This is a genomic window from Occallatibacter sp. (assembly GCF_049510455.1).
In the GTDB taxonomy this organism is placed as follows: domain Bacteria; phylum Acidobacteriota; class Terriglobia; order Terriglobales; family Acidobacteriaceae; genus Telmatobacter.
Window position 1 is genome coordinate 1 of record NZ_JBEKYX010000079.1, and the last position, 19,788, is coordinate 19,788.

Below are 19,788 nucleotides of genomic sequence, written 5' to 3' on the forward strand. Positions count from 1 at the left end.
GGAATTCGGCAATCTTCCGTTCGCCTTCCGAAATGCTTCGATCCCGCCAATATCGCGCTTCGCAGTAAATATCCTTGGATCTGGCATCCACCACCAGGCAAGCGTAAGTACAATCAGGACCGCTGCTATCAGCATCAGCCATTGGCGAGTTTTAAGCTTCATGCGGCACTTCCGCGCACACAGGATTCATAGCCAGATGAACCTATCGCCGTCCCGCGAACTCACTCCGATGCCGACTGTAGAAGAAGTAAACCACCAGCCCAATCACCAGCCAGCCAAAGAAGCGTATCCATGTCAGAATGTCCAGCCCGGACATCAGAACGAAGCAGAAGATCACGCTTAACGCAGGAATAATCGGCCCGCCGGGAACACGAAAACCGCGATGCCGCTCCGGCTCGCGATAACGCAGCACGATCACACCAATTGAAACCAGCACAAAAGCAAACAGCGTGCCGATATTCGAAAGATTGGCGAGCGTCCCGATATCAAACAGTCCCGACGGAATGGCCACCACAAACCCTGCCACCCAGGTCGAAAACGCCGGCGTGCGATAAATCTTATGCACATCTGAAAAAATCTTCGGCAGAAGACCATCGCGCGACATGGAGAACCACACGCGCGACTGCCCAAGCTGATACACCAGCAGGCACCACCAGCCGCACCCAATGCAGCGGATGCCCACCCGGCAGCACCGACAGCTTTTTAAGCGCATTCACCACCGGCGCCGCATCGCCCACCATGGAGTGCCACGGCACCAGGCCCGTCAGGCACACCGCCACGGCCACGTACAGCACGGTGCAAATGATCAGGGTGGCAATAATCCCAATCGGCAGATCCCGCTGCGGCCGCTTGCACTCCTCCGCCGCCGTCGAAACCGAATCGAAGCCGATATATGTGAAGAAAATAATCGACCCGCCCGTCAGCACTCCGCTGAACCCATTCGGCATAAACGGATGCCAGTTTGTCGGATGAATGTAATGGATCGCCGCAGTGATAAAGATCATGATCGCAATGAGCTTCACGCCCACCATCATGTTGTTCGTCGAAGCCGACTCACGAATGCCCCGCACCAGAACCACGGTCAGCAGCAGTACTACCAGGAACGCCGGAATATTAAACCCGAAGTGCCAACCCGGGTGATAGATCCAGTTCCCCGCCAGGTCTTGCAATCCCTCCGGCAGATACGCAGGTGAAATCCACGTAGCGGGCGGATGCAGCCCCAGCCAGTCCAGCAGATCCACCACGTGCGCGGCAAAACCCACGCTCACCGTCATATTCGATCCCGCATACTCCAGGATCAAATCCCATCCAATGATCCACGCCACCAACTCACCCAGCGTCGCGTATGTATACGTGTATGCCGAACCCGCAATCGGAATCATCGACGCCAGCTCTGCATAACAGAGCCCCGTCAGCGCGCACACAATCGCCACCAGTATCAGCGAAACCGCAATCGCCGGACCGGCACCGGGCCGTCCGGCCAGAGCCGTGTGATGAATCAGGTAATCCGCCAGTGGCGTATTGACAATGCTTGACGTGTCGAACTGTTCGCCCGCAATCGCCGTGCCGATCACGGTAAAAATCCCCGAGCCGATCACCGCGCCAATGCCCAGCGCGGTCAGCGACCACGGACCAAGCGTCTTCTTCAGCGCGTGCTCCGGAGACTCCGAATCGCGGATCAGCTTGTCAATGGATTTACGGGCAAGAAGCTGGCTGGCCAGGTGCGTTTCTCCTTCTCAACTTTCCGAGAAGATTCAGCATACACGCCGCTACCTTGTTCCCGAATGGAGATTTCTTTATGCCGCGAAAGAGGCCACAAAGCCTCGCGCCCGGCAGAGTGACTCCACCGGGCGCGAATCCTGTCTCGGGTTCAACTACCGCTTCGATTGACCGCGCGACAGTTGCTTCACCCTCTGTTTATTGCTGCCGCGAGGGGTCGTCCGCTTCGCCTTCGGAGCAGCCTTCTTGCGGGCCGTGCGCTTTACTTTCTTGCGTTCTACCTTGTCTTCAATCTTGGTGGTATTCGCCACTGCAAATTCCTCATTCCTCAAAAATCTTCTGCGCCCGGCCACTGAAACCACGCGGCCCGCACATATATTTTCTATCGTATCAGCCATCTCGTTTGAAACCAAGGTAAAACCAGATTCACACCCTCCAGATCTCTGCGCTATCCTCGACGCATGGCCATAAATACCCCCGTCAAGCTGCCTCCCATGAAGATGGCGCGCGTCATCCTCTTCACTGCGCAAATAGACGCCATGAGCGACTTTTACGGTCGCATTCTCGGCCTGAAACTCATCTCCGAGGAGAAAGGCTGGCGCGAATTCGCCGCCGGCAGCGCATCCATCGCTCTGCACTCCGGCCCCGCATCGCCAGGCCGCAAAGGTCCCAAGATCGCCTTCCACGCCCCCGACGTCGCCGCACTTCGCGAAACCCTCGTAGCCCGCGGCGCAAAGTTCGGAAAAGTTCGTCAAGGCGAAGTCCTCACTCTCTGCGACGGCAAAGACCCCGACGGCAATCCGATCCAGCTATCCAGCCGCTGACGAGCCTTCCTTTCGGGCTTTATCCTAGTCTTGTAAATGAGCGCCGCCTTGGAACGAACCCTATACACCGCACGGCTGGAACGCAAAGAGTGCATCTCGGAATCCGCCCAGTGCTATCACTTCGAATTCGCCGTGTCTTCAGATGGCAATAACGTTCCGGATTTCCCCTTCACCGCAGGCCAGTTCGTCTCGCTCGTCGCCAACGACCCCAGCGGCAAGGAACAGACCCGCGCCTACTCCATAGCCTCGGCAAACAACAGCAACCGGCCCAGCAACATCCGCTCTGGGAACATACTCGACCTGTGCGCCAATCGCACCGGCGGCGGCTTCTTTTCGAACTATCTCGCGGACTTGGCCCCAGGTTCCACCGTAGCCATGCACGGCCCCTACGGCTATTTTGTGCTCAAGCAGCCCATCACCGATTCCATCCTGATCTCCACCGGCACCGGTATCGCGCCCATGCGCGCTTTCGCGCAGTGGCTTTTCCCTGAGAACGGCCCAAACGCCAGCCTGGACCGCAGCGAAGGCAAAGAAATCTGGTGCGTCTACGGCACCCGCCACGAGTCCGAACTCTACTACCGCGAAGAGTTCGAGGCCCTCGCCGCCAAACACCCCAACTTCCATTACATTCCCACCCTCAGCCGCGCCGGGGAAGAATGGACAGGCCTCCGCGGCCACGTTCAGGAGCACGTCGCCAGAATCATCGAAGAGCGCGCCGCCAAACTCGGCCAAACTCTTCCGCTAGCGCCAGTCGATCCCACCATCCGGCCCGCCGATCTTACATTCGACATCAATGCCTACATCTGCGGCCTCAGCAACATGATCACTTCCGTGCGAGAAAAGCTCACCAGCTACGGCTGGCACAGAAAGCAGATCATCGCCGAGCGCTACGACTGAACTTCCCGGATAGAAACTTCCCAGATAAAATTGAGCACGCAACAAAATCATCTGTAAGCCGCCAAGGAGAATAACCATGGCAAGCAGCTACGGTAGACCCCTGCTCCTCGCAGTGCTCACCCTCCTCATGGCGCAAGGCAGCGCGCAAAGCCAGTCCAGCCCATCCGCAACCAGCGGGTCCGCAGCCACCATGCCGGCAAAGTTCGACGTGGCGAGCATACGGCCATCAGGAGACAGGTCGGGTCAGTCGGGCGGCTGGACAGGCTTCCGAATGACCGGCGGCACCTTTGAGACCCACAGTGTGTCGCTGAATTTCCTGGTGCAGTTTGCCTATCTGAATGGAAGTCTCAACCGTCAGATGATCTCCGGCGGCAAGGGCTGGATGGAATCGCAGAATTGGGACATCGAGGCAAAGACCGATGATCCCTCGTTTGAGAAGCTATCCAACGCGGAACGAACCAATCGCATGCGCCCGATGGTGCAGGCGATGCTGGAGGAGCGGTTCCATCTGAAGGTCCACTCCGAACCTCGACCCACACCAGTTTATGCGCTGCTGCAGGCCAAGGGCGGAGCCAAAATAAAGGAGGTGCCTGCGCCACCCGAAATGCAGGGCGACTGGATGGAAGCGATGAAAAACTATCAGAGAGAGAATCCTGACAAGCCCTTCCCCGGAGTGATCACCTGCACCGGCGATCACTGTACTGCGACAGCGGTGAAGATTAACGACGTACTTGGGCAGATAGAATTCAGCAGCCACGCAGACCGCCCCGTGATCGACGAAACCGGGCTGAAGGGCTATTACGATATCTCGTTCCCGACGCCGCGCCAGGATGACAACGAAGCGATGGGGGAGCTTGAGCAAGCCCTGGGAATGAAGTTCGAAGCGCGCAAGATGGATTTGACAACCTACGTAGTTGACTCCGCTGACAAACCTTCAGACAATTAGTACACATCCCGCATATAACGCTTCTGCTTGATCATCTCCGCCACATACGCCGCTCCATATTCCATCCCCTTGCCGCTATGCGTCGCAACGGCTTCTATCACCGCCGATTCCACATCCGGAGCCATCCGTTTCGAATCGCCGCAGACATAGAAATACGCGCCCCGCTCCAGCCACTCCCACAGCAGTGCGGACTGCTCGCGTATCCGGTCCTGCACATAGATCTTCTTCTGCTGATCGCGCGAGAACGCGGTGTCCAGGCGCTGCATCACGCCGTTTTCCAGCCATGCGTACATTTCTTCCCGATACAGAAAATCCTGATGCTCCCGCTGCTCGCCGAAGAAGAGCCACATCGGCCAGCGTCCGCATCCAGCCTGTTTATGTTCCAGGAACGCCCGAAATGGTGCCAGCCCCGTACCCGGCCCCACCATAATCACCGGCGCATCCGGATTCTCCGGCAAACGAAACAGATGGTTGGAGTGAATAAACGTGGGCAGCGCCGCTCCAAGCGGCGAGCGTTCACCAAGCTGTCCCGAACAGACTCCGAGTCTCTCGCGCTCATAACTCTCGTAGCGCACAATACGCACCGACATGTGTACAGTCGTCGGATGAAGCGCCTGGCTTGACGAGATCGAGTACAGTCTTGGAGCCAGGCGAGGAAGAATCTTGAAAAGCTGCTGAGGATCTTCCAGCTTCGCCGGGAACTGCTGCAGTAAATCGCGAAACTCCCGCCCCCAAAGATAGTCGTCGAGCTTACTTCTGTTTTCCGGCAATACCAATGCCGCCAGCTCCGCGTTGCCTGTATGTTTTGCCCAGGCTTTCACGGTGGAATGGGACATCTTGCCGATCACCAGCCATGATGTCAGCGCCTCGCGAAGCTGAAGCGCTCCGCCATAAAAATCCTTCACCGGCTCGTCGCCTCTGAAATCCAGAAGTTGCAGCGCTTCCTGCACCATGTCAGAACGGTTCTCGGGCAGCACACCCAGCGAGTCTCCCGGAAGATATTGAACGCCTGATCCTTCCAGCGATACCTCAATATGCCGGGTCTCTTTCTCTGAGTCCGGCCCCGTCAGCAGGCGGTTCACCAAAACAGCGGCAGTATATGGATTCTTGCGAGAGTAAGTTTCAGCCCCTTCTTCGCCACGGGCATTGATGGCCTCGTTCGCTTCGAGTTGCATCCGTTTTTGTTCTCCTTTGGTGGACCGCTAGTTATTAGACGCACTCTCACCGGATGCTGATGCAAGCGTGCGGATCATGAATCACAGTTATCAGGAGTGTAACTGCACGATCTGTGGCTGCGCTCGCCCGTATTTCCCCTTGCATTCCTAGGGGAACCATGCGACACTCCCCTAGTAACCAAAGGGGAGACAATGCCTAAACTTCAGCTCGAACGCCTTCGCGACACACTGAAAGCCCTCGCCTGGGGTACGCAGCACAGTTATGGCATTGCTGCGAGCATGCACCGACGAGGGAGTAGAAGGCTGGCTTGGCTTCCGGTACTTATATTTCTGACCCTGTTCAGCTCACGCTATGGGTTTGGGCAGCAGGCAGCACTCGATGAGGATTTCCGTCTCCTGGTAGAGAACTGGCAGTTCAATGGCGGCGTGCTTATTACTCAGAGTGGCAAAGTTGTTTACGAAAAGTCCTTTGGATATGCTGATTTTTCAGACCACCGGCTGAACACTCCAGATGTTCAGTTTCCGATTGCTTCCATATCCAAGCTCCTGACCGCTACGGGCATTCTTCAACTCGCTCAAGCTGGAAAACTACATATAGACGATCCGGTTACCGACTATCTGCCGACGTTTCCGTACCGGGAGATCAAGCTGCGGCATCTACTCTCTCACAAGTCTGGTCTTCCGTCGTACAACACCTATTTCGATCCCCTTTGGCATGCTTCGCAGGAACGCGTGTTTACGAATGCAGACTTTCTTTCGGTCGTCAGTGCAAGTCACATCCCGTTACTTTATGCTCCGGGCGACAAGGAAAATTACGACAACATCAATTACATCGTGCTCGCCCTGGTATTAGAGAAAGTAAGTGGTGAGCCTTATCCGGACTACATTGAGAAACACATACTGCGGCCTGCAGACATGCATGATACGAAGTTCATTCCATTGCCGCTGCAGTACAACGAGTTTGATTCAAAGACATTTGCATACCCGCACATCTACGCACACCCTTACTCCGATACCCCGGTGCGGGCCAATACGGTTCCTTATATCCGCCAGTACTGGCACAGTTATGCATTTTCGGGCTTTGGCGACTATGTGAGCACAATGCGAGACCTGCTAAAGTTCGACACAGCGTTCAGGCGCGGGTTGCTTCTTGGCAAGCTGATGCAGGAGCTTGCCTACACGCCGATCGTTCCCCGGTTAGAACCGAAGAAGACGGATGTTTTCGGGCTGGGATGGGAAATTGAGCCGGATTCGGTATTGGGCCATGTGGTGTATCACAGTGGCGGGGCTACCGGCCTAAGTTGTGTGCTGTTGCGAAACCTCACTCGCGACCAGACTGTGATTGTTTTTGACAATACCCATTCGAACGCGCATGAAATCGCTAGCCGTGCGCTGAAGATTCTCAATGGGCAAGCCGTAGCGGCACCGCGTAAGAGCGCCGCCCGGCTGTATGTACAGACTCTCCTGAAGGATGGCCCGGACGCTGCGCATCAATTGCTCCCAACGTTGCGCAATGAAGCAGGCACGGTTGAGCTGTCAGAAGACGAGATGAATTCGATGGCCTATGAGCTGATGGGGGCGAACAACTACTATCATCTGCCCGAAGACATTCATCTGGATGCTGCTATCGATGTGCTGCACACCAATACCGTGCTTTTCCCACAAAGCTGGAACGTATGGGACAGTTACGGGGAAGCTCTGCGGAAGGGTAACCATATCCCGGAATCGCTGGACGCCTACCGGCGGTCGTTGGCGCTTAAGCCGGACAGTGAGGGCGCGAAAAAGGCTATCACGGAGATGCAAGAAACATCGAAGCCATAACGCATGGTGTGACGTGCCCACCTACCGCAGCAGGACACGCGTGGCAGACCAGAACTATTCTTGCCGTTTCCGCGCTTCTTTCCATCTTCGTAATGGGCGCATCCGCCGCCCTCGCAGCCATGCGGATGATCGTAACCCATAGAAAAAATAAATGAGTTTTAACTTCCCCTTGCATTCCTAGGGGAATCATGCGACACTCCCCTAGTAACCAAAGGGGAGCCAATGCAAAAAACCAAACTCGAACTCCTTCGCGGAACCCTCGACGTACTCATCCTCAAAGCCCTCTTCTGGGGTCCGCAGCACGGCTACGCTGTCACATCCTTCATCCGCCAGCACAGTGGGGATGTCCTGCTCGTCGAAGAAGGCACTCTCTATCCGGCCCTCTGGCGGCTGGAGAGTAAAGAATTTCTCGTCTCGGAATGGGGCTTGTCGGAAAACAACCGCAAGGCCAAGTTTTATCGCCTCACGCCGGCGGGCAAAAAGCAGCTCAATGAGGAGCGCGCCGCCTGGGAGGCGTATGCTGAAGCCGTCTCTCGTGTGCTGGGCGCCACTCAGCTCGCGTTTACGGAGTAGTAAGCCATAAACAAACTGCCCATTTGGCGGCGCTACGACCGCTTCTTCGGTCACGATTCCGCAGCAGATGTTCGCGATGAGCTCGACTTTCACATCGAGTCCAAAATCGCCGATCTCATTGCCGACGGAATGAGTCCCGAAGCAGCGCGCCATGAAGCATACCGCCAATTTGGCCGGGTTCAGGAAATCGAAGAAATCGGCGTACACATGGGAGACAAAATGGAACGCAAAAAGCACCTCGTGGATTACTGGAATGACCTCGGCCAGGACATTCGTTACACTCTCCGCACTCTCCGTCGCGACGCGGGCTTCACCACCGTCGCTGTGCTCATTCTCGCCCTCGCCATCGGCGCAAACATCGCCGTCTTCTCGGTGGTAAACACGCTGCTCCTGCGTCCGCTGCCATTTCCCAACGCGCATCAGCTTGTCTGGATCGCCCCGCCCCCCACCAAGTGCGGCCAGTCCTGCGCTACCTACTCTTCAGACGGCTATGAAGAGTTCCGCGACATGAGCCGCTCCTATCAGGACATCACCGGCTACTTCGCCTTCTCCGGCCCTGACAATCTGAGTCTCAAAATCGGCCAGAGCGATCCCATTCCCGCCACCGGCATCGACGTCATCACCAACTTCTTCCAGGTCCTCGGTGTACAGCCGCAGATGGGCCGCCTCTTCACGCCCGCCGACTCTCGAAACGGCGCGGCACCGGTCATTCTTCTTTCGAATGGATGGTGGAAACACCAGTTCAATGGCGACCCCAACATCGTGGGTAAAGCCATCGACATCAGCGGCACCCAGACCACCGTCATCGGCGTGCTGCCTGCCAGCTTCGACTTCGGCGCGGTCTTCCAGCCCGGCTCGCGTTACGACGCCTTCACGCCGCTCAACCTCGACCAGGACCGCAACTACGGCAACATCGTCACGTTGCTCGGCCGCATGAAGCCCGGCGTCACCGTGGAACAGGCAAAGGCGGAAGCCGCCATCGTCGCGCCCAGGCTCTACTTCCGCAAATCAATACCCAACACGCTTGGACAATACACAGGTTCGCTCGTTCCCGTCCCACTCAAGGACTACGTCAGCGGCAAGCTCCGGCGTTCGCTCATCGTCCTCTGGTCGGCAGTCGGAGCCATCCTCCTCATCGCCTGCGTCAATCTCTCCAACCTTCTGCTCGCTCGCGCCTCCGCCCGCTCCAAGGAGTTCGCCATGCGCGGCGCTCTCGGCGCAAGCCGCGCGCGTATTATCCGCCAGCTCCTCACAGAAAGCTTCACGCTCTCCGCCGCTGGAGCGGTACTCGGTCTCGTGCTTGCCGGCACGCTGCTCTTCTGGCTTTCACATCAGGGCTCCGTCGCTTTGCCGCTGCTCGCCACGCTGCACATTGACATGAGCTCCCTCCTCTGGACCGTCCTGATCGCCATCGTCACAGCTGCCTGCTTCGGTCTTCTCCCCGGTATTCGCATGGCAGGCGTCAATCTGCAGGAAGCTATCAAGGATTCCGGCACTGGAACCGGCCAGAGCCGCAAACACGAGCGTGTTCGTTCCATCCTCGTCGTTACAGAGGTAGCACTTGCCTGCATGTTGTTAGTTGGCGCAGGCCTTCTGCTACGCAGCTTCCTCAAAGTCGTCAATCTCGACCTCGGCTTTGAGTCAGCGCACTCCGCCGCCGTCAACGTCGATTACGACGACAACGTTCCCAACGACAGAACAGGTGCATTGAGCGCCGCGAAGCGCGGCGTCATCTTTCAGCAGATCATCTCTCGTATCACCGCCATTCCCGGCATCGAGGCTGCCGGAACCTCCGACTACCTGCCGCTCGGCCGTAACCGCGCGTGGGGAGTGCCAACTCCGCAGGGCCGCAACCCCGACGACTTTCGCGGTGCAGACAGTCCGCTTGTCTACGTGGTCTCTCCCGGCTACGTCCGCGCCATGGGCATGAGAGTGCACGGTCGTGACTTTACATGGGACGACGGTTCCACAGGCGAAGGCGTCGTGCTCATCAGTGCCGGCATGGCCCGCTACCTCTGGCCCAATGAAGACGCGGTGGGAAAAATCCTCATCAACGCTGGTCAATTCGATCATGCACGCGTCGTTGGTGTCGTGGGTGACGTCCACGCCGACAACGTGGAAGCCCCCACCGGTTGGCAGATCTACTACTCCATGATGCAGACCGGTCCCAACGGGGCACAGTTGGTCCTGCGCACCACGCTGCCGCCAGCTGCTCTCGCCACCAGCGTCATGCACGTCCTCAAAGACCTCAACCCCAAGCAGACCAATGCCGAGTTTCTGCCCATCCAGACGCTCATCGACCACGCCAACTCGCCGCGCCGTTTCTTCATGCTGCTCGTCGTATCCTTCGCCACGCTCGGCCTGATTCTCGCCGCACTCGGCATCTACGGCGTTATCTCGTACTCCGTCACGCGCCAGACGCAGGAGATCGGCATCCGCATGGCCCTTGGCTCCAGCGCCGCCCGCGTGCAGCGTCTGGTCCTCACCAGCACCCTCCGCCTTGCCCTTATCGGCATCGTCCTTGGCACTGTGGCCTCACTCGCCGCAGCCCGCCTCATCGCCATCATGCTCTTTGATGTCTCCCCTTGGGACACAACAACATTCCTCTGCATGGCGCTCACCCTCATCGCCGTCGCCGTTATCTCCGGCTATCTGCCGGCACGCCGCGCCTCACGCATCAACCCCATGGTCGCCCTCCGCAGCAACTAAGCCGCTTTCAATCTTTTCCCGCCACAAAAGCTGGGTGCCCCATTCGTGCGCGGTTGTATCGCGCATGAGTGGGACAGCACTCCCATGCGTTCTCCCACCACCGAGCTAACAGCTAAAAGCTGCTTTTCTCCCCGCCATCGAAATTCTTTATCTTTATGCGTTCCCCATACCCCGCCTGACAGCCTCCCTATAAGCCAATTCCCTGAAGATCGCTTGCTTGGCCCTTCGCTGACCGAACGCTCATAGCACTCAAAACTTCGCGCCAACTCCTCGCACACCTCGCTGGCGGAGAGCGCACAGCTATCTCAGAACCCATGCCGCTCACCGCCCAAGCGGGCGCAGCGGAGTCGCATCTTGCATCAATTTCGGAGGCAATCTCTATGAGGCATTACCGCATACTGCTCCTGCTCATCTGCGCCATCGCCGCACCCATCACGGCTCTTGCCCAGACCGCCGTCACCGCCCTGCACGGCACCATCACCGATCCCTCCGGCGCGCTCATCTCCAGGGCAAAACTCACCATCATTGCCCCGGAAACGGGCTTCAAAGCCGAGCACATCTCCGGCGATCGCGGCGAATACGCCTTTGAGCAGATCACGCCCGGCACCTACACCGTTGTGGCCGAGGCTCCCGGCTTCGCTCCGCAGAAGCAAATCGTCGAGCTCCTCGTCAACCAGCCCCGCACCATCGATTTCAAGCTCGGCGTCGCATCTTCCGCCACAGAAACCGTCGAAGTCGTCGATACCCTCTCAGCCCTCAACACCAACGACGCCACCATCGGTACTCCCTTCGACACCAAGCAGATCCAGGCCCTCCCCTTTGAAGGCAACAACGTCCTCGACCTGCTCAGCCTCCAGGCCGGCGTTCTCTTCCTTGGCGACAAAACCACCCAGCAGCAGGACACCGATTCCCGCTCCGGCGCCGTAGACGGCGCGCGTTCCGATCAGAGCAACGTCACCCTCGACGGCCTCGACGACAACGACCAGAACAAGGGCTACGCCTTCACCGGCATCCTCCGCTCCACCCGCGATTCCGTAGAAGAGTTCCGCGTCGTCACCACCAACGCCAATGCCGACTCCGGCCGTTCCTCCGGCGCGCAGGTCGCCCTCGTAACCCGCGGTGGAACCAACAAATTCCACGGCAGCGCCTACGAGTATTACCGCCCCACCAACACCGTCGCCAACGACTGGTTCAACAAGCAGGCCGAGCTATCGAGCGGCCTCCCGAACATCCCCGGCAAGCTCCTCCGCAACACCTTCGGAGGCTCCTTCGGCGCGCCCATCCACAAAGACAAGCTCTTCTTCTTCACTGCCTATGAAGGCCAGCACACTGCCGAAAGCGCGCAGGAGATTCGCGGCGTACCTACTGACAGCCTCCGCTCCGGCAACGTCATTTACACCAGCTCCAACGGCTCGGTCACCCTCACGCCCACAGAAATCGCCGGCATGGATCCCCTTTGCTCCTCGCTCGGCTCCTGTCCTCTCGGTCCCGGCGTCGATCCTGCCATGATGACCTACCTCGGCCAGCTCCCTGAGCCCAACGGCGTCCAGGAAGGCGACGGCGTCAACACCGCTTCTTACACCTTCGCCTCACCCAACCCCATCAACCTGAACACCGTCATCGCCAAGTTAGACTTCGCCCCCAACGACCGCCACCATCTCTTCGTCCGCGGCAATCTCCAGGACGATCACACCACCGGCCCCATCCAGTTTCCCGGCTCGCCCGCCAGCTACGAAATCTTCGACAACTCCAAGGGCATCGCCGCCGGCGACACCTGGACCCTCTCGCCTACCCTCGTCAACAATCTCCGTTACGGCCTCGTCCGCCAGGGCTATGCCAACCGCGGCAGCACAACCACACCCTACGTCACCATCTCCGGCATCTCCAACCTCATCGGCACCGGCAATACATCTGAAGTCGTAAGCGTCCCCACGCACAACATCGCAGACGACATCACCTGGGTCAAAGGCAATCACACTCTCCAGTTCGGCGGAAACTATCGCCTCATCTTCAACAACCGCTCTTCAGACGCCACACTCTTCAACACCGCTGAAGTAACCTACGTCGATCTCGGCCTCGGCGCCATCGCCGGCACCGGCTCCGATCTCGATCCCGACGCCTTCGGTTACCCCACCGTCGCCTCCATCTCCTCGTACGATGCCGCCATCGCCGACGCCACCGGCATGATCACCTTCGCCCAGCAGTACTACAACAACTCGCTCACCGGCGGCCAGCTCACCCCACTGCCCACCGGCCAGTGGGTCAACCGCCACTTCCTCACCAATGAGGCCGAGTACTACGGGCAGGACAGTTGGAAGATCAAGCCCAATCTCACCCTCACCTTCGGTCTCCGCCAAACCCTCCTGCAGGTGCCCTATGAGCGCAACGGGCAGGAGGTCGTCCCCAACGTCAACATCGGCCAGTGGCTCGACAATCGCTGGTCCGGAGCCTCCAAAGGCCAGGTCGTTCAGCCCGACTTCTCCTTCATCCCCGGCGGCAAAGCCAACAAGGCTCCCGGCTTCTGGAACATGGACAAAGCCAATCTCGCCCCACGCCTCGCCGTTGCCTGGCAGCCAACTCAAAAATTGAATATCCGCGCCGGCTTCGGCGTTTACTACGATCACTTCGGCCAGGGCATCGTTGACTCCTTCGACCAGAAGGGCGAATTCGGCACCTCCACCGCCAACCAGGCCCCCGTCGGCGCCACAGATGTCGATACCGCGCCCCGCTTCGGCGGACCCACCGCAGTGCCACTCAGCATCCTGCCGCCCATCAATCCCACCAGCCTCACCCCCGGCGATTACCTCAACCTCGCCTGGGGCGTCGATCAGAGCCTCAAGAGCCCGTACTCCTACGCCTTCAACCTTGGCTATCAACTCCAGCTCCGCAAGGGCCTCATGCTCGAATCCACCTACACCGGCCGCCTTGGCCGCCGCCTCCTCCAGATGCGCGACGTCTCCGAGCCCACCAACCTCGTCGATCCCGTCAGCGGCGTCGATTACTACACTGCCGAGCGCCAGATCGATCAGCTCAACGATGCCTCCACGCCGGTCTCGAACGTCAAGCCCATTCCTTACTGGGAAAACATGTTCCCCTGGATGGCCGGCGGCGGTATGACCGCAACCCAAGCCGTCTACCAGACCTACTTCGGCAACTCGCCCGGCCCAGAAGCCGGCTTCCGCGGCAACGAGGCATCCGCGCTCTTCATCCTCGACACCATCGAGCGGCCCTGCGCCAACGGCGCATCGCTCTGCCCCAGCTTCTTTGATCCGCAGTACGCATCCCTCTACGCCTGGTCCTCCATGGGAACCAGCAGCTACCACAGCCTCCAGTTCGCGCTCCATCAGCAGCCCGCGCACGGCCTGCAGTTCGACACTTATTACACCTTCTCTCACTCCATCGATCTTGGCTCCGACGCCGAGCGTACCGGACCCTCCGCCACCAGCTACGGCGGCTCTTTCTCGCAGATCATCAACGTCTACAATCCCAAAGGAAATCGCGGCTCGTCAGACTATGATGTCCGCCACGCCGTCAACATCAACCTCATGGACGAGCTGCCCTTCGGCCGCGGCCGCCTCATCGCCAGCCAGGCTAACAAGTTCACCAACTTCTTCATCGGCGGCTGGAATCTCAGCGGCCTCACCCACTGGACCAGCGGGCTTCCCTTCAGCTCCGTTGACGGACTCGGCTGGAACACCGACTGGGCCGATCAGAGCTGGAACGTCGAGAGCGGTGCCATCAAATCCGGCGGCCACAAGCATGACGCTCTCGGCCAGCCCAATGCCTTCCCCAATCACGACCAGGCCCTCAACAACGTCCGCCCACCCTACGCCGGCGAAACCGGCAGCCGCAACAACTACCGCGGCGACGGCTACTTCTCCGTCGATACCGGCATCTCGAAGATCTTCTCCGTCACCGAGCGCCAGCAGTTCAAGTTCGCCGCTGAAGCCTTCAACGTAACCAACGCAGTCCGCTTCGACCCCAACAGCGTAGTCAACGATCCCTACTTCGGAACCGCAACCTACGGCCAATACACCGCCCTGCTAACCCAGGGCCGCAGAATGCAACTCTCCCTGCGCTACAGCTTCTAACTCCAGCCATCGTTCACCACAACATTCGGGTGCCCCATTCGTTCTCGCGTCTTTTGCGAGAACGAATGGGACAGCACTCCCGCCCACTCCGCCAACGACCGTCATCCTTGTATCTGTGCGAAGCCGTCCGCTCTCCCAAAAATGACCGTCATCCTGACCGTAGCCGTCTTTCAGGCGGAGGGAAGGACCTGCTTTTGTTTTTCACCCATCCACCACAACATCCGGACACCTCACCTCGCCGTATATTTGCTTTTGTTGCCAGGGTGAGTCTTCACATTCAGTGCTTGAAATTCGTAAAATCGACTCCCCATACTCAGCATGAATCCCCCACAAGACGATATTGCCATGAACATCTAACATCTTTTCCTCTTGACTATCGAGAGGAGATTCGCGTAACCTCTCGACAATCAAGAGGAGCGAATCAAGATGGGCCAACAAGACGTTGTACAAGGCACGCTGGAAATGCTGATTCTGAAGACCCTGGCACTGGAGCCAATGCACGGTTACGGAGTGGCATTGCGCATCGAGCAGGTGAGCAAAGACGTTTTTCGCATCAATCCTGGCTCATTACTACCGGCGCTGGCCCGCATGGAACGTGCAGGGCGCATCAAGAGTGAGTGGCGCGCAAGCGAGAACAACCGCCGCGCAAAATACTATGTGCTGACTGCTCGCGGACGCAAAGCGCTCTCAGAAGAAGCAGAGACATGGAGCCGCCAGGTGTCCGCCATCGCTCGCATCATGGAAGCCTGAGTGAAGAATCCGAAGGAGCTCGAATGGGGCTGCTAAGCAATATTGCACAGGGCGTCCGTTCGCTGTTCCAGCGCAATCGTATAGAGCGCGAAATGGACGATGAGTTGCACGAGTTCGTAGAAGCATCCACGGCGGACAAGATGCGTCGCGGCATGTCTCTGGACCAGGCCGCTCACGCAGCCCGCGTTGAAATGGGCAGCTCCAACGCAGTCAAACACCACATTTATTCCGCCACATGGGAGTCGAAGATGGAGATATTCTGGCGCGATCTGAAACATTGCGTTCGCGGATTGTTGCATAGCCCCGGCTTCACGCTGATTGCCGTGCTGTCGCTCGGCCTTGGCATCGGCGCAAACACGGCCATCTTCACACTCATCCGCCAGGTTCTTTTGCAGCAGCTCCCGGTACGCGATCCGCAGCAGCTCGTCACCTTTGGGGAGTCCACCAGCGGTGGCGTTCTCGGTGGCGTCGATATCGGTACCGCTGACTTGTTCCCCTACGATTTCGCGCGGCAACTGGAAGCCGATCCCGGCCCATTCCAGGGCGTCGCCGCCTACACCAGTTTTTCGCCGCAGGTGAACGTTCGTTTCCCGAACACTGCCGGAGCGCAGCAGATTCACGCGAATCTCGTCTCCGGCAACTTCTTCAGCGTCCTCGGCGCAGAGCCGTTGATTGGCCGCGCCGTTATCCAATCGGACGCCGACGCTCCGGACCGCAGCCCGGTTGCGGTGATCAGCTATCACCTGTGGCAGCAATCGTTCTCGTCGGACCCCGCGATACTCGGCAAGTCCATCTCGATCAATGGCACTCCGTTTACGGTAATCGGCGTGATGCCGCCGGCGTTTCATGGCATTCAACAGGAACTGGAGCCCCCGGAGATCTGGGCGCCGATCACGATGGCCAAAGCGATCTTCCAGCAGGACGGTTTTCTGAATCCGCGGTCGTTTTATTTCCTGCACATGGCGGCGCGGCGAAGCCCTCAGTCACAGCTTGCCGCCGACCAGGGCTGGCTCGATCGCCAGACTCGCGGCTATACTCGCGCAGGCGAAGGTCACACCATTGCCGCAGCGCGGCAGCAGGAGATCGAGCGCCTCACCATCCCGCTCATATCCGGCGCGCACGGAGTTTCGCAGCTTCGCTCTCAATACGGCGACTCCCTCAAGATCCTCATGGCAATCGTAGGCGTCGTTCTGCTCATTGCGTGCGCCAACCTTGCCAATTTCCTGCTGGCCCGGGCCATTGCCCGGCAGCGCGAAACAGCCACGCGTCTTGCCCTGGGCTCGAGCCGCGGACGCATCCTCTTGCAGAGCATGCTGGAAGCGCTGCTGCTGTCGCTTTCCGGCGGCCTGCTCGGACTCGGCCTGGCTTTTACCGCCACGCGTGCTCTCATCGCCTTTGTTGCACAGGGCGTGGCCCATGTTCCACTCAATGCCTCGCCGGACTCTGCGATTCTGCTGTTCACGCTGGGCGTGTCGATCTTTGCGGGTTTGCTTTTCGGTCTGGCTCCGGCGCTGCATCTGGCTCGGGCCTCGGCCATGCCGGCGATGAATGCCGGCACACGAACGGCCGCAAGCAGCGGAGGACGTACCAGCCGCTGGTGGCCCAAGGCGCTCGTTACCGCGCAAATCATGTTTTGCCTTCTGCTGCTCGTGGGGGCCGGATTATTTCTGCGTACGCTCCGCAATCTCCAGAATCAGGACTTCGGTTTCGAGCGCACGCATTTGTTGATTGCTGACCTGGCCGTAAGCCTGGCAGGCTACAAGCCGGAGCAGGCTCCGGCCTTGAATCAGCGCATATTGGATCGCTTGTCGGCCATGCCGGGCGTTCGCTCGGCGGCACTTGCAGCATTGCCGCCCATCAGCTTCGGCGCATGGCGTTCCTCCGTCCATTTCTCCGGATACACACCGGGCCCGAAGGAGGACATGGGGTCGGAGCTCAACCGTGTTTCAGGCCAGTACTTTGAAACCGCGGGAATTTCGATCATCGCCGGCCGGCCCATTTCGCCCACAGACAACGCAACCAGCATGAAGGTAGCTGTAGTGAACGAGACCATTGCTCGCAAGTTCTTCCCCAATGGAGATGCGGTCGGGCACACGGTGAAGATCGACATCGATACTGTCGAAGGCCCGTGGCAGATCGTCGGTATTGCGCGCGATACCAAGTCCGGTAACCCGCGCCAGGAGCCTCCCCGCATGGTCTATCTACCCATGGCGCAGATCCTGGATAAGAATGGCGCAGGCAATCAGGACAGCTTTGCCCATACGATCCTTCTGCGCACGGAGGGTGACCCGGCATCCACGATCAACGAGCTTCGCAGCGCCATCGCAGGCATTGACCCTAATCTGCCCCTCCTTCAGGTTCACACCATGCACGATCACATGGAGGTTTTCATGAGCCAGGAGACACTGGTCTCGCGGCTCACGGCCATCTTTGCTTTGCTTGCGGTGCTGCTTGCGGCGCTTGGGCTGTACGGCGTAATGAGCTTCAACGTGGCGCGCCGCGGCAACGAGATCGGCATCCGCATTGCACTGGGTGCCAGTGGGGCAGGCGTGCAGTGGATGGTGCTGCGCGAGTCGCTTATCTTGCTCGCTGCGGGTCTGGTCCTGGGCATTCCAATTGCCCTCGGCGCTGCTCGCCTGATCCGCGCGCAGCTCTACCAGATGAGTCCCTTCGATCCCACGATTTTCGTAGCAGCTACGGCTGGCATCGCGGCAGTCACAGTGCTTGCTGCATGGCTCCCTGCCCGCCGCGCAGCCGCCGTCGATCCCATGGTCTCTTTGCGGTGTGAATGATTTTGATCACGGCTCCCATTACTTTGGTCCATTGAACTTTCGTGCTGAATCTCCATCAGATAGTTTGCATAAAATTAACCCCATTTGTGCTTTACTCATAATCAGCACAGAAAAGCACCGCAAACCAGCCGAAAGGAGGAGCAATGACTCAAATCTCCCGCAGTCCCTTAGTCCCCATAGCCCCTTCAGTCCCCCTGTGCGGCACAGGAACTGTGCCGCACATATCTGCACAGTCCCGAAATGAAGATCGCATAAAGATTTCCATTAGAAGTGTGCAGGCGCTCACAAACGCCACAAATTAAATCACTTAGAAATCACCCTTGCACAGGATAACTCGTGAACTTCTACCAGAAATACGCAGCTTCCATCCGCGAGAGCCCCATCGCATTACCGGCCCATAATTGGGATGACGATCCCCAAAATGGGCAACAAAGGGCTACATCAATCGGAAACCGCGGAGATATTGACCTTAGCGGCGAAAGCCGATAAACTACCTTAGTTTGGCGATTCATGCCAGTTGCCATAGTTCGGGCGCTCGCTTTGAGAGTTTATCCAAAGCTGGAGTGTTCCGGAAGCAGGCCAACGGTAAGCAAGTTTCCGCCCAGAGTATTTTGGGATTTTTGGTTGGAGCAGGCGCGTGTGCGCATAAAGCTCCGGAGGATTTATGTACGCTGTTGTTCGCACCGGTGGTAAGCAGTATCGTGTCGCCCCCGGCGACGTTTTGAAGATTGAGACGGTCATCCCGTCCGAGGGCAACACCATTGAGTTCAGCGAGGTTCTCGCTGTCTCCGGCAACGACGGCATTGTGAAGCCGGGCGCGGCCAAGGTGACTGCCGAAGTGGTAGGCGAGGGCCGTGGCCAGAAGATCCTGGTCTTCCACCTGAAGCGGAAGAAGCAGTACAAGAAGCTGCAGGGACACCGCCAGAATTTTACCGAGGTTCGCATCAAGGCCATTGAGGCCGATGGCGTGACGTACAGCGCGTAAGACAGTTTTCAGCCATCAGTTATCAGCTTTTCCTGCTGAGCTGTGCTGTAGAAATTTGAAACTAAGAGCTAAAAGCTGATAGCTGATAGCTGCTTTGAGAGGATTCGGCAATGGCACATAAAAAGGGTGGAGGCAGCTCCACAAACGGACGCGACTCAAATGCACAGCGGCTTGGCGTGAAGGCAGGCGACGGCCAGCTCGTCACCGGGGGGTCGATCATCATTCGCCAGCGCGGTACACGCATCAAGCCGGGCACCAATGTGGGCATCGGCTCAGACGATACGCTGTTCGCCAAGATCAGCGGACGCGTGAAGTTCTCCGACCGCGGCAACTTCGGGCGCTTTGCCTCGATTGAGCCCGTGGCAGCGGAGTAAGAACAGGGGTCAGTGATCAGGAAAATGCCGCGGCGATTGCCGCGGCATTTTTGTTTATGGCGGCGTTGGCTTTGTGCTATCCCAGTCCCCCAACTGCAAGGACCCTTCGGCTGGGCTCAGGGCAGGCTCCGG

14 protein-coding genes and 1 pseudogene are annotated in these 19,788 nt (G+C 58.5%); 11 read left to right on the forward strand and 4 right to left on the reverse strand.

Translation table 11 applies throughout. From position 1 onward, the window contains the following. Nucleotides 1-202: 202 nt before the first annotated feature. From ABSG47_RS14795 to ABSG47_RS14805, 3 genes and pseudogenes are all read right to left on the reverse strand, one after another. The gene (locus tag ABSG47_RS14795; protein WP_424170477.1) at nucleotides 203-316 is read right to left on the reverse strand and encodes an amino acid permease C-terminal domain-containing protein; all 114 of its coding nucleotides are present in this window, start codon (nucleotides 314-316) and stop codon (nucleotides 203-205) included. Nucleotides 317-373: 57 nt separating this feature from the next. Beyond that, nucleotides 374-1,598 (reverse strand): annotated as a pseudogene (locus ABSG47_RS14800) (amino acid permease); the annotation flags it as partial. 276 nt (nucleotides 1,599-1,874) lie between these two features. Further along, complete coding sequence (locus ABSG47_RS14805) at nucleotides 1,875-2,030, reverse strand: hypothetical protein (protein WP_424170467.1); 156 nt, start codon at nucleotides 2,028-2,030, stop codon at nucleotides 1,875-1,877. Between the two features lie 150 nt (nucleotides 2,031-2,180). Here ABSG47_RS14805 and ABSG47_RS14810 point away from each other — a divergent pair, with 150 nt between their 5' ends. From ABSG47_RS14810 to ABSG47_RS14820, 3 genes are all read left to right on the forward strand, one after another. Further along, nucleotides 2,181-2,543 (forward strand): VOC family protein, encoded by a 363-nt coding sequence (locus tag ABSG47_RS14810; protein ID WP_424170468.1) that lies wholly within the window; start codon nucleotides 2,181-2,183, stop codon nucleotides 2,541-2,543. A gap of 48 nt (nucleotides 2,544-2,591) precedes the next feature. After that, nucleotides 2,592-3,440, forward strand: coding sequence for a ferredoxin--NADP reductase (locus ABSG47_RS14815; protein WP_424170469.1), 849 nt, complete (start codon nucleotides 2,592-2,594; stop codon nucleotides 3,438-3,440). A gap of 76 nt (nucleotides 3,441-3,516) precedes the next feature. Continuing rightward, entirely contained in the window at nucleotides 3,517-4,386 is an 870-nt protein-coding gene (locus ABSG47_RS14820; protein WP_424170470.1) for a TIGR03435 family protein, read from the forward strand. Here the strand turns inward: ABSG47_RS14820 and ABSG47_RS14825 are convergent. Further along, entirely contained in the window at nucleotides 4,383-5,561 is a 1,179-nt protein-coding gene (locus ABSG47_RS14825) for a diflavin oxidoreductase (protein ID WP_424170471.1), read from the reverse strand. The genes ABSG47_RS14820 and ABSG47_RS14825 overlap by 4 nt on opposite strands. Nucleotides 5,562-5,987: 426 nt before the next feature. On the opposite strand from ABSG47_RS14825, the gene ABSG47_RS14830 reads away from it, so the two are divergent. The 8 genes from ABSG47_RS14830 (at nucleotide 5,988) to rpmA (ending at nucleotide 19,656) form a co-directional block, all read left to right on the forward strand. After that, entirely contained in the window at nucleotides 5,988-7,382 is a 1,395-nt protein-coding gene (locus ABSG47_RS14830) for a serine hydrolase (RefSeq protein WP_424170472.1), read from the forward strand. A gap of 222 nt (nucleotides 7,383-7,604) precedes the next feature. Continuing rightward, on the forward strand, nucleotides 7,605-7,955 hold the full coding sequence (locus ABSG47_RS14835) for a PadR family transcriptional regulator (RefSeq protein WP_058187837.1): 351 nt from the start codon (nucleotides 7,605-7,607) through the stop codon (nucleotides 7,953-7,955). 21 nt (nucleotides 7,956-7,976) lie between these two features. After that, nucleotides 7,977-10,664: an ABC transporter permease gene (locus ABSG47_RS14840; RefSeq protein ID WP_424170478.1), complete on the forward strand. Its 2,688-nt coding sequence runs from the start codon at nucleotides 7,977-7,979 to the stop codon at nucleotides 10,662-10,664. Between the two features lie 380 nt (nucleotides 10,665-11,044). Then, entirely contained in the window at nucleotides 11,045-14,755 is a 3,711-nt protein-coding gene (locus tag ABSG47_RS14845) for a TonB-dependent receptor (protein WP_424170473.1), read from the forward strand. Between the two features lie 426 nt (nucleotides 14,756-15,181). Next, a complete protein-coding gene (locus ABSG47_RS14850) occupies nucleotides 15,182-15,505 on the forward strand; it encodes a PadR family transcriptional regulator (protein WP_424170474.1) in 324 nt (107 codons plus the stop codon). A 23-nt stretch (nucleotides 15,506-15,528) separates the two neighbouring features. Beyond that, a complete protein-coding gene (locus ABSG47_RS14855) occupies nucleotides 15,529-18,297 on the forward strand; it encodes an ABC transporter permease (RefSeq protein WP_424170475.1) in 2,769 nt (922 codons plus the stop codon). A 664-nt stretch (nucleotides 18,298-18,961) separates the two neighbouring features. Next, nucleotides 18,962-19,282: a 50S ribosomal protein L21 gene (gene rplU, locus ABSG47_RS14860; RefSeq protein WP_424170476.1), complete on the forward strand. Its 321-nt coding sequence runs from the start codon at nucleotides 18,962-18,964 to the stop codon at nucleotides 19,280-19,282. 110 nt (nucleotides 19,283-19,392) lie between these two features. Beyond that, nucleotides 19,393-19,656: a 50S ribosomal protein L27 gene (rpmA, locus tag ABSG47_RS14865; protein WP_058187825.1), complete on the forward strand. Its 264-nt coding sequence runs from the start codon at nucleotides 19,393-19,395 to the stop codon at nucleotides 19,654-19,656. The last annotated feature ends 132 nt before the right edge of the window (nucleotides 19,657-19,788 follow it).

Coding starts and splice junctions, on each gene's coding strand:
- ABSG47_RS14810 (WP_424170468.1), top strand. CDS start 2,181: ATGGCCATAAATACCCCCGTCAAGCTGCCTCCCATGAAGATGGCGCGC.
- ABSG47_RS14825 (WP_424170471.1), bottom strand. CDS start 5,561: ATGCAACTCGAAGCGAACGAGGCCATCAATGCCCGTGGCGAAGAAGGG.
- ABSG47_RS14855 (WP_424170475.1), top strand. CDS start 15,529: ATGGGGCTGCTAAGCAATATTGCACAGGGCGTCCGTTCGCTGTTCCAG.
- ABSG47_RS14820 (WP_424170470.1), top strand. CDS start 3,517: ATGGCAAGCAGCTACGGTAGACCCCTGCTCCTCGCAGTGCTCACCCTC.
- rplU (WP_424170476.1), top strand. CDS start 18,962: ATGTACGCTGTTGTTCGCACCGGTGGTAAGCAGTATCGTGTCGCCCCC.
- rpmA (WP_058187825.1), top strand. CDS start 19,393: ATGGCACATAAAAAGGGTGGAGGCAGCTCCACAAACGGACGCGACTCA.
- ABSG47_RS14845 (WP_424170473.1), top strand. CDS start 11,045: ATGAGGCATTACCGCATACTGCTCCTGCTCATCTGCGCCATCGCCGCA.
- ABSG47_RS14795 (WP_424170477.1), bottom strand. CDS start 316: ATGTCCGGGCTGGACATTCTGACATGGATACGCTTCTTTGGCTGGCTG.
- ABSG47_RS14835 (WP_058187837.1), top strand. CDS start 7,605: ATGCAAAAAACCAAACTCGAACTCCTTCGCGGAACCCTCGACGTACTC.
- ABSG47_RS14850 (WP_424170474.1), top strand. CDS start 15,182: ATGGGCCAACAAGACGTTGTACAAGGCACGCTGGAAATGCTGATTCTG.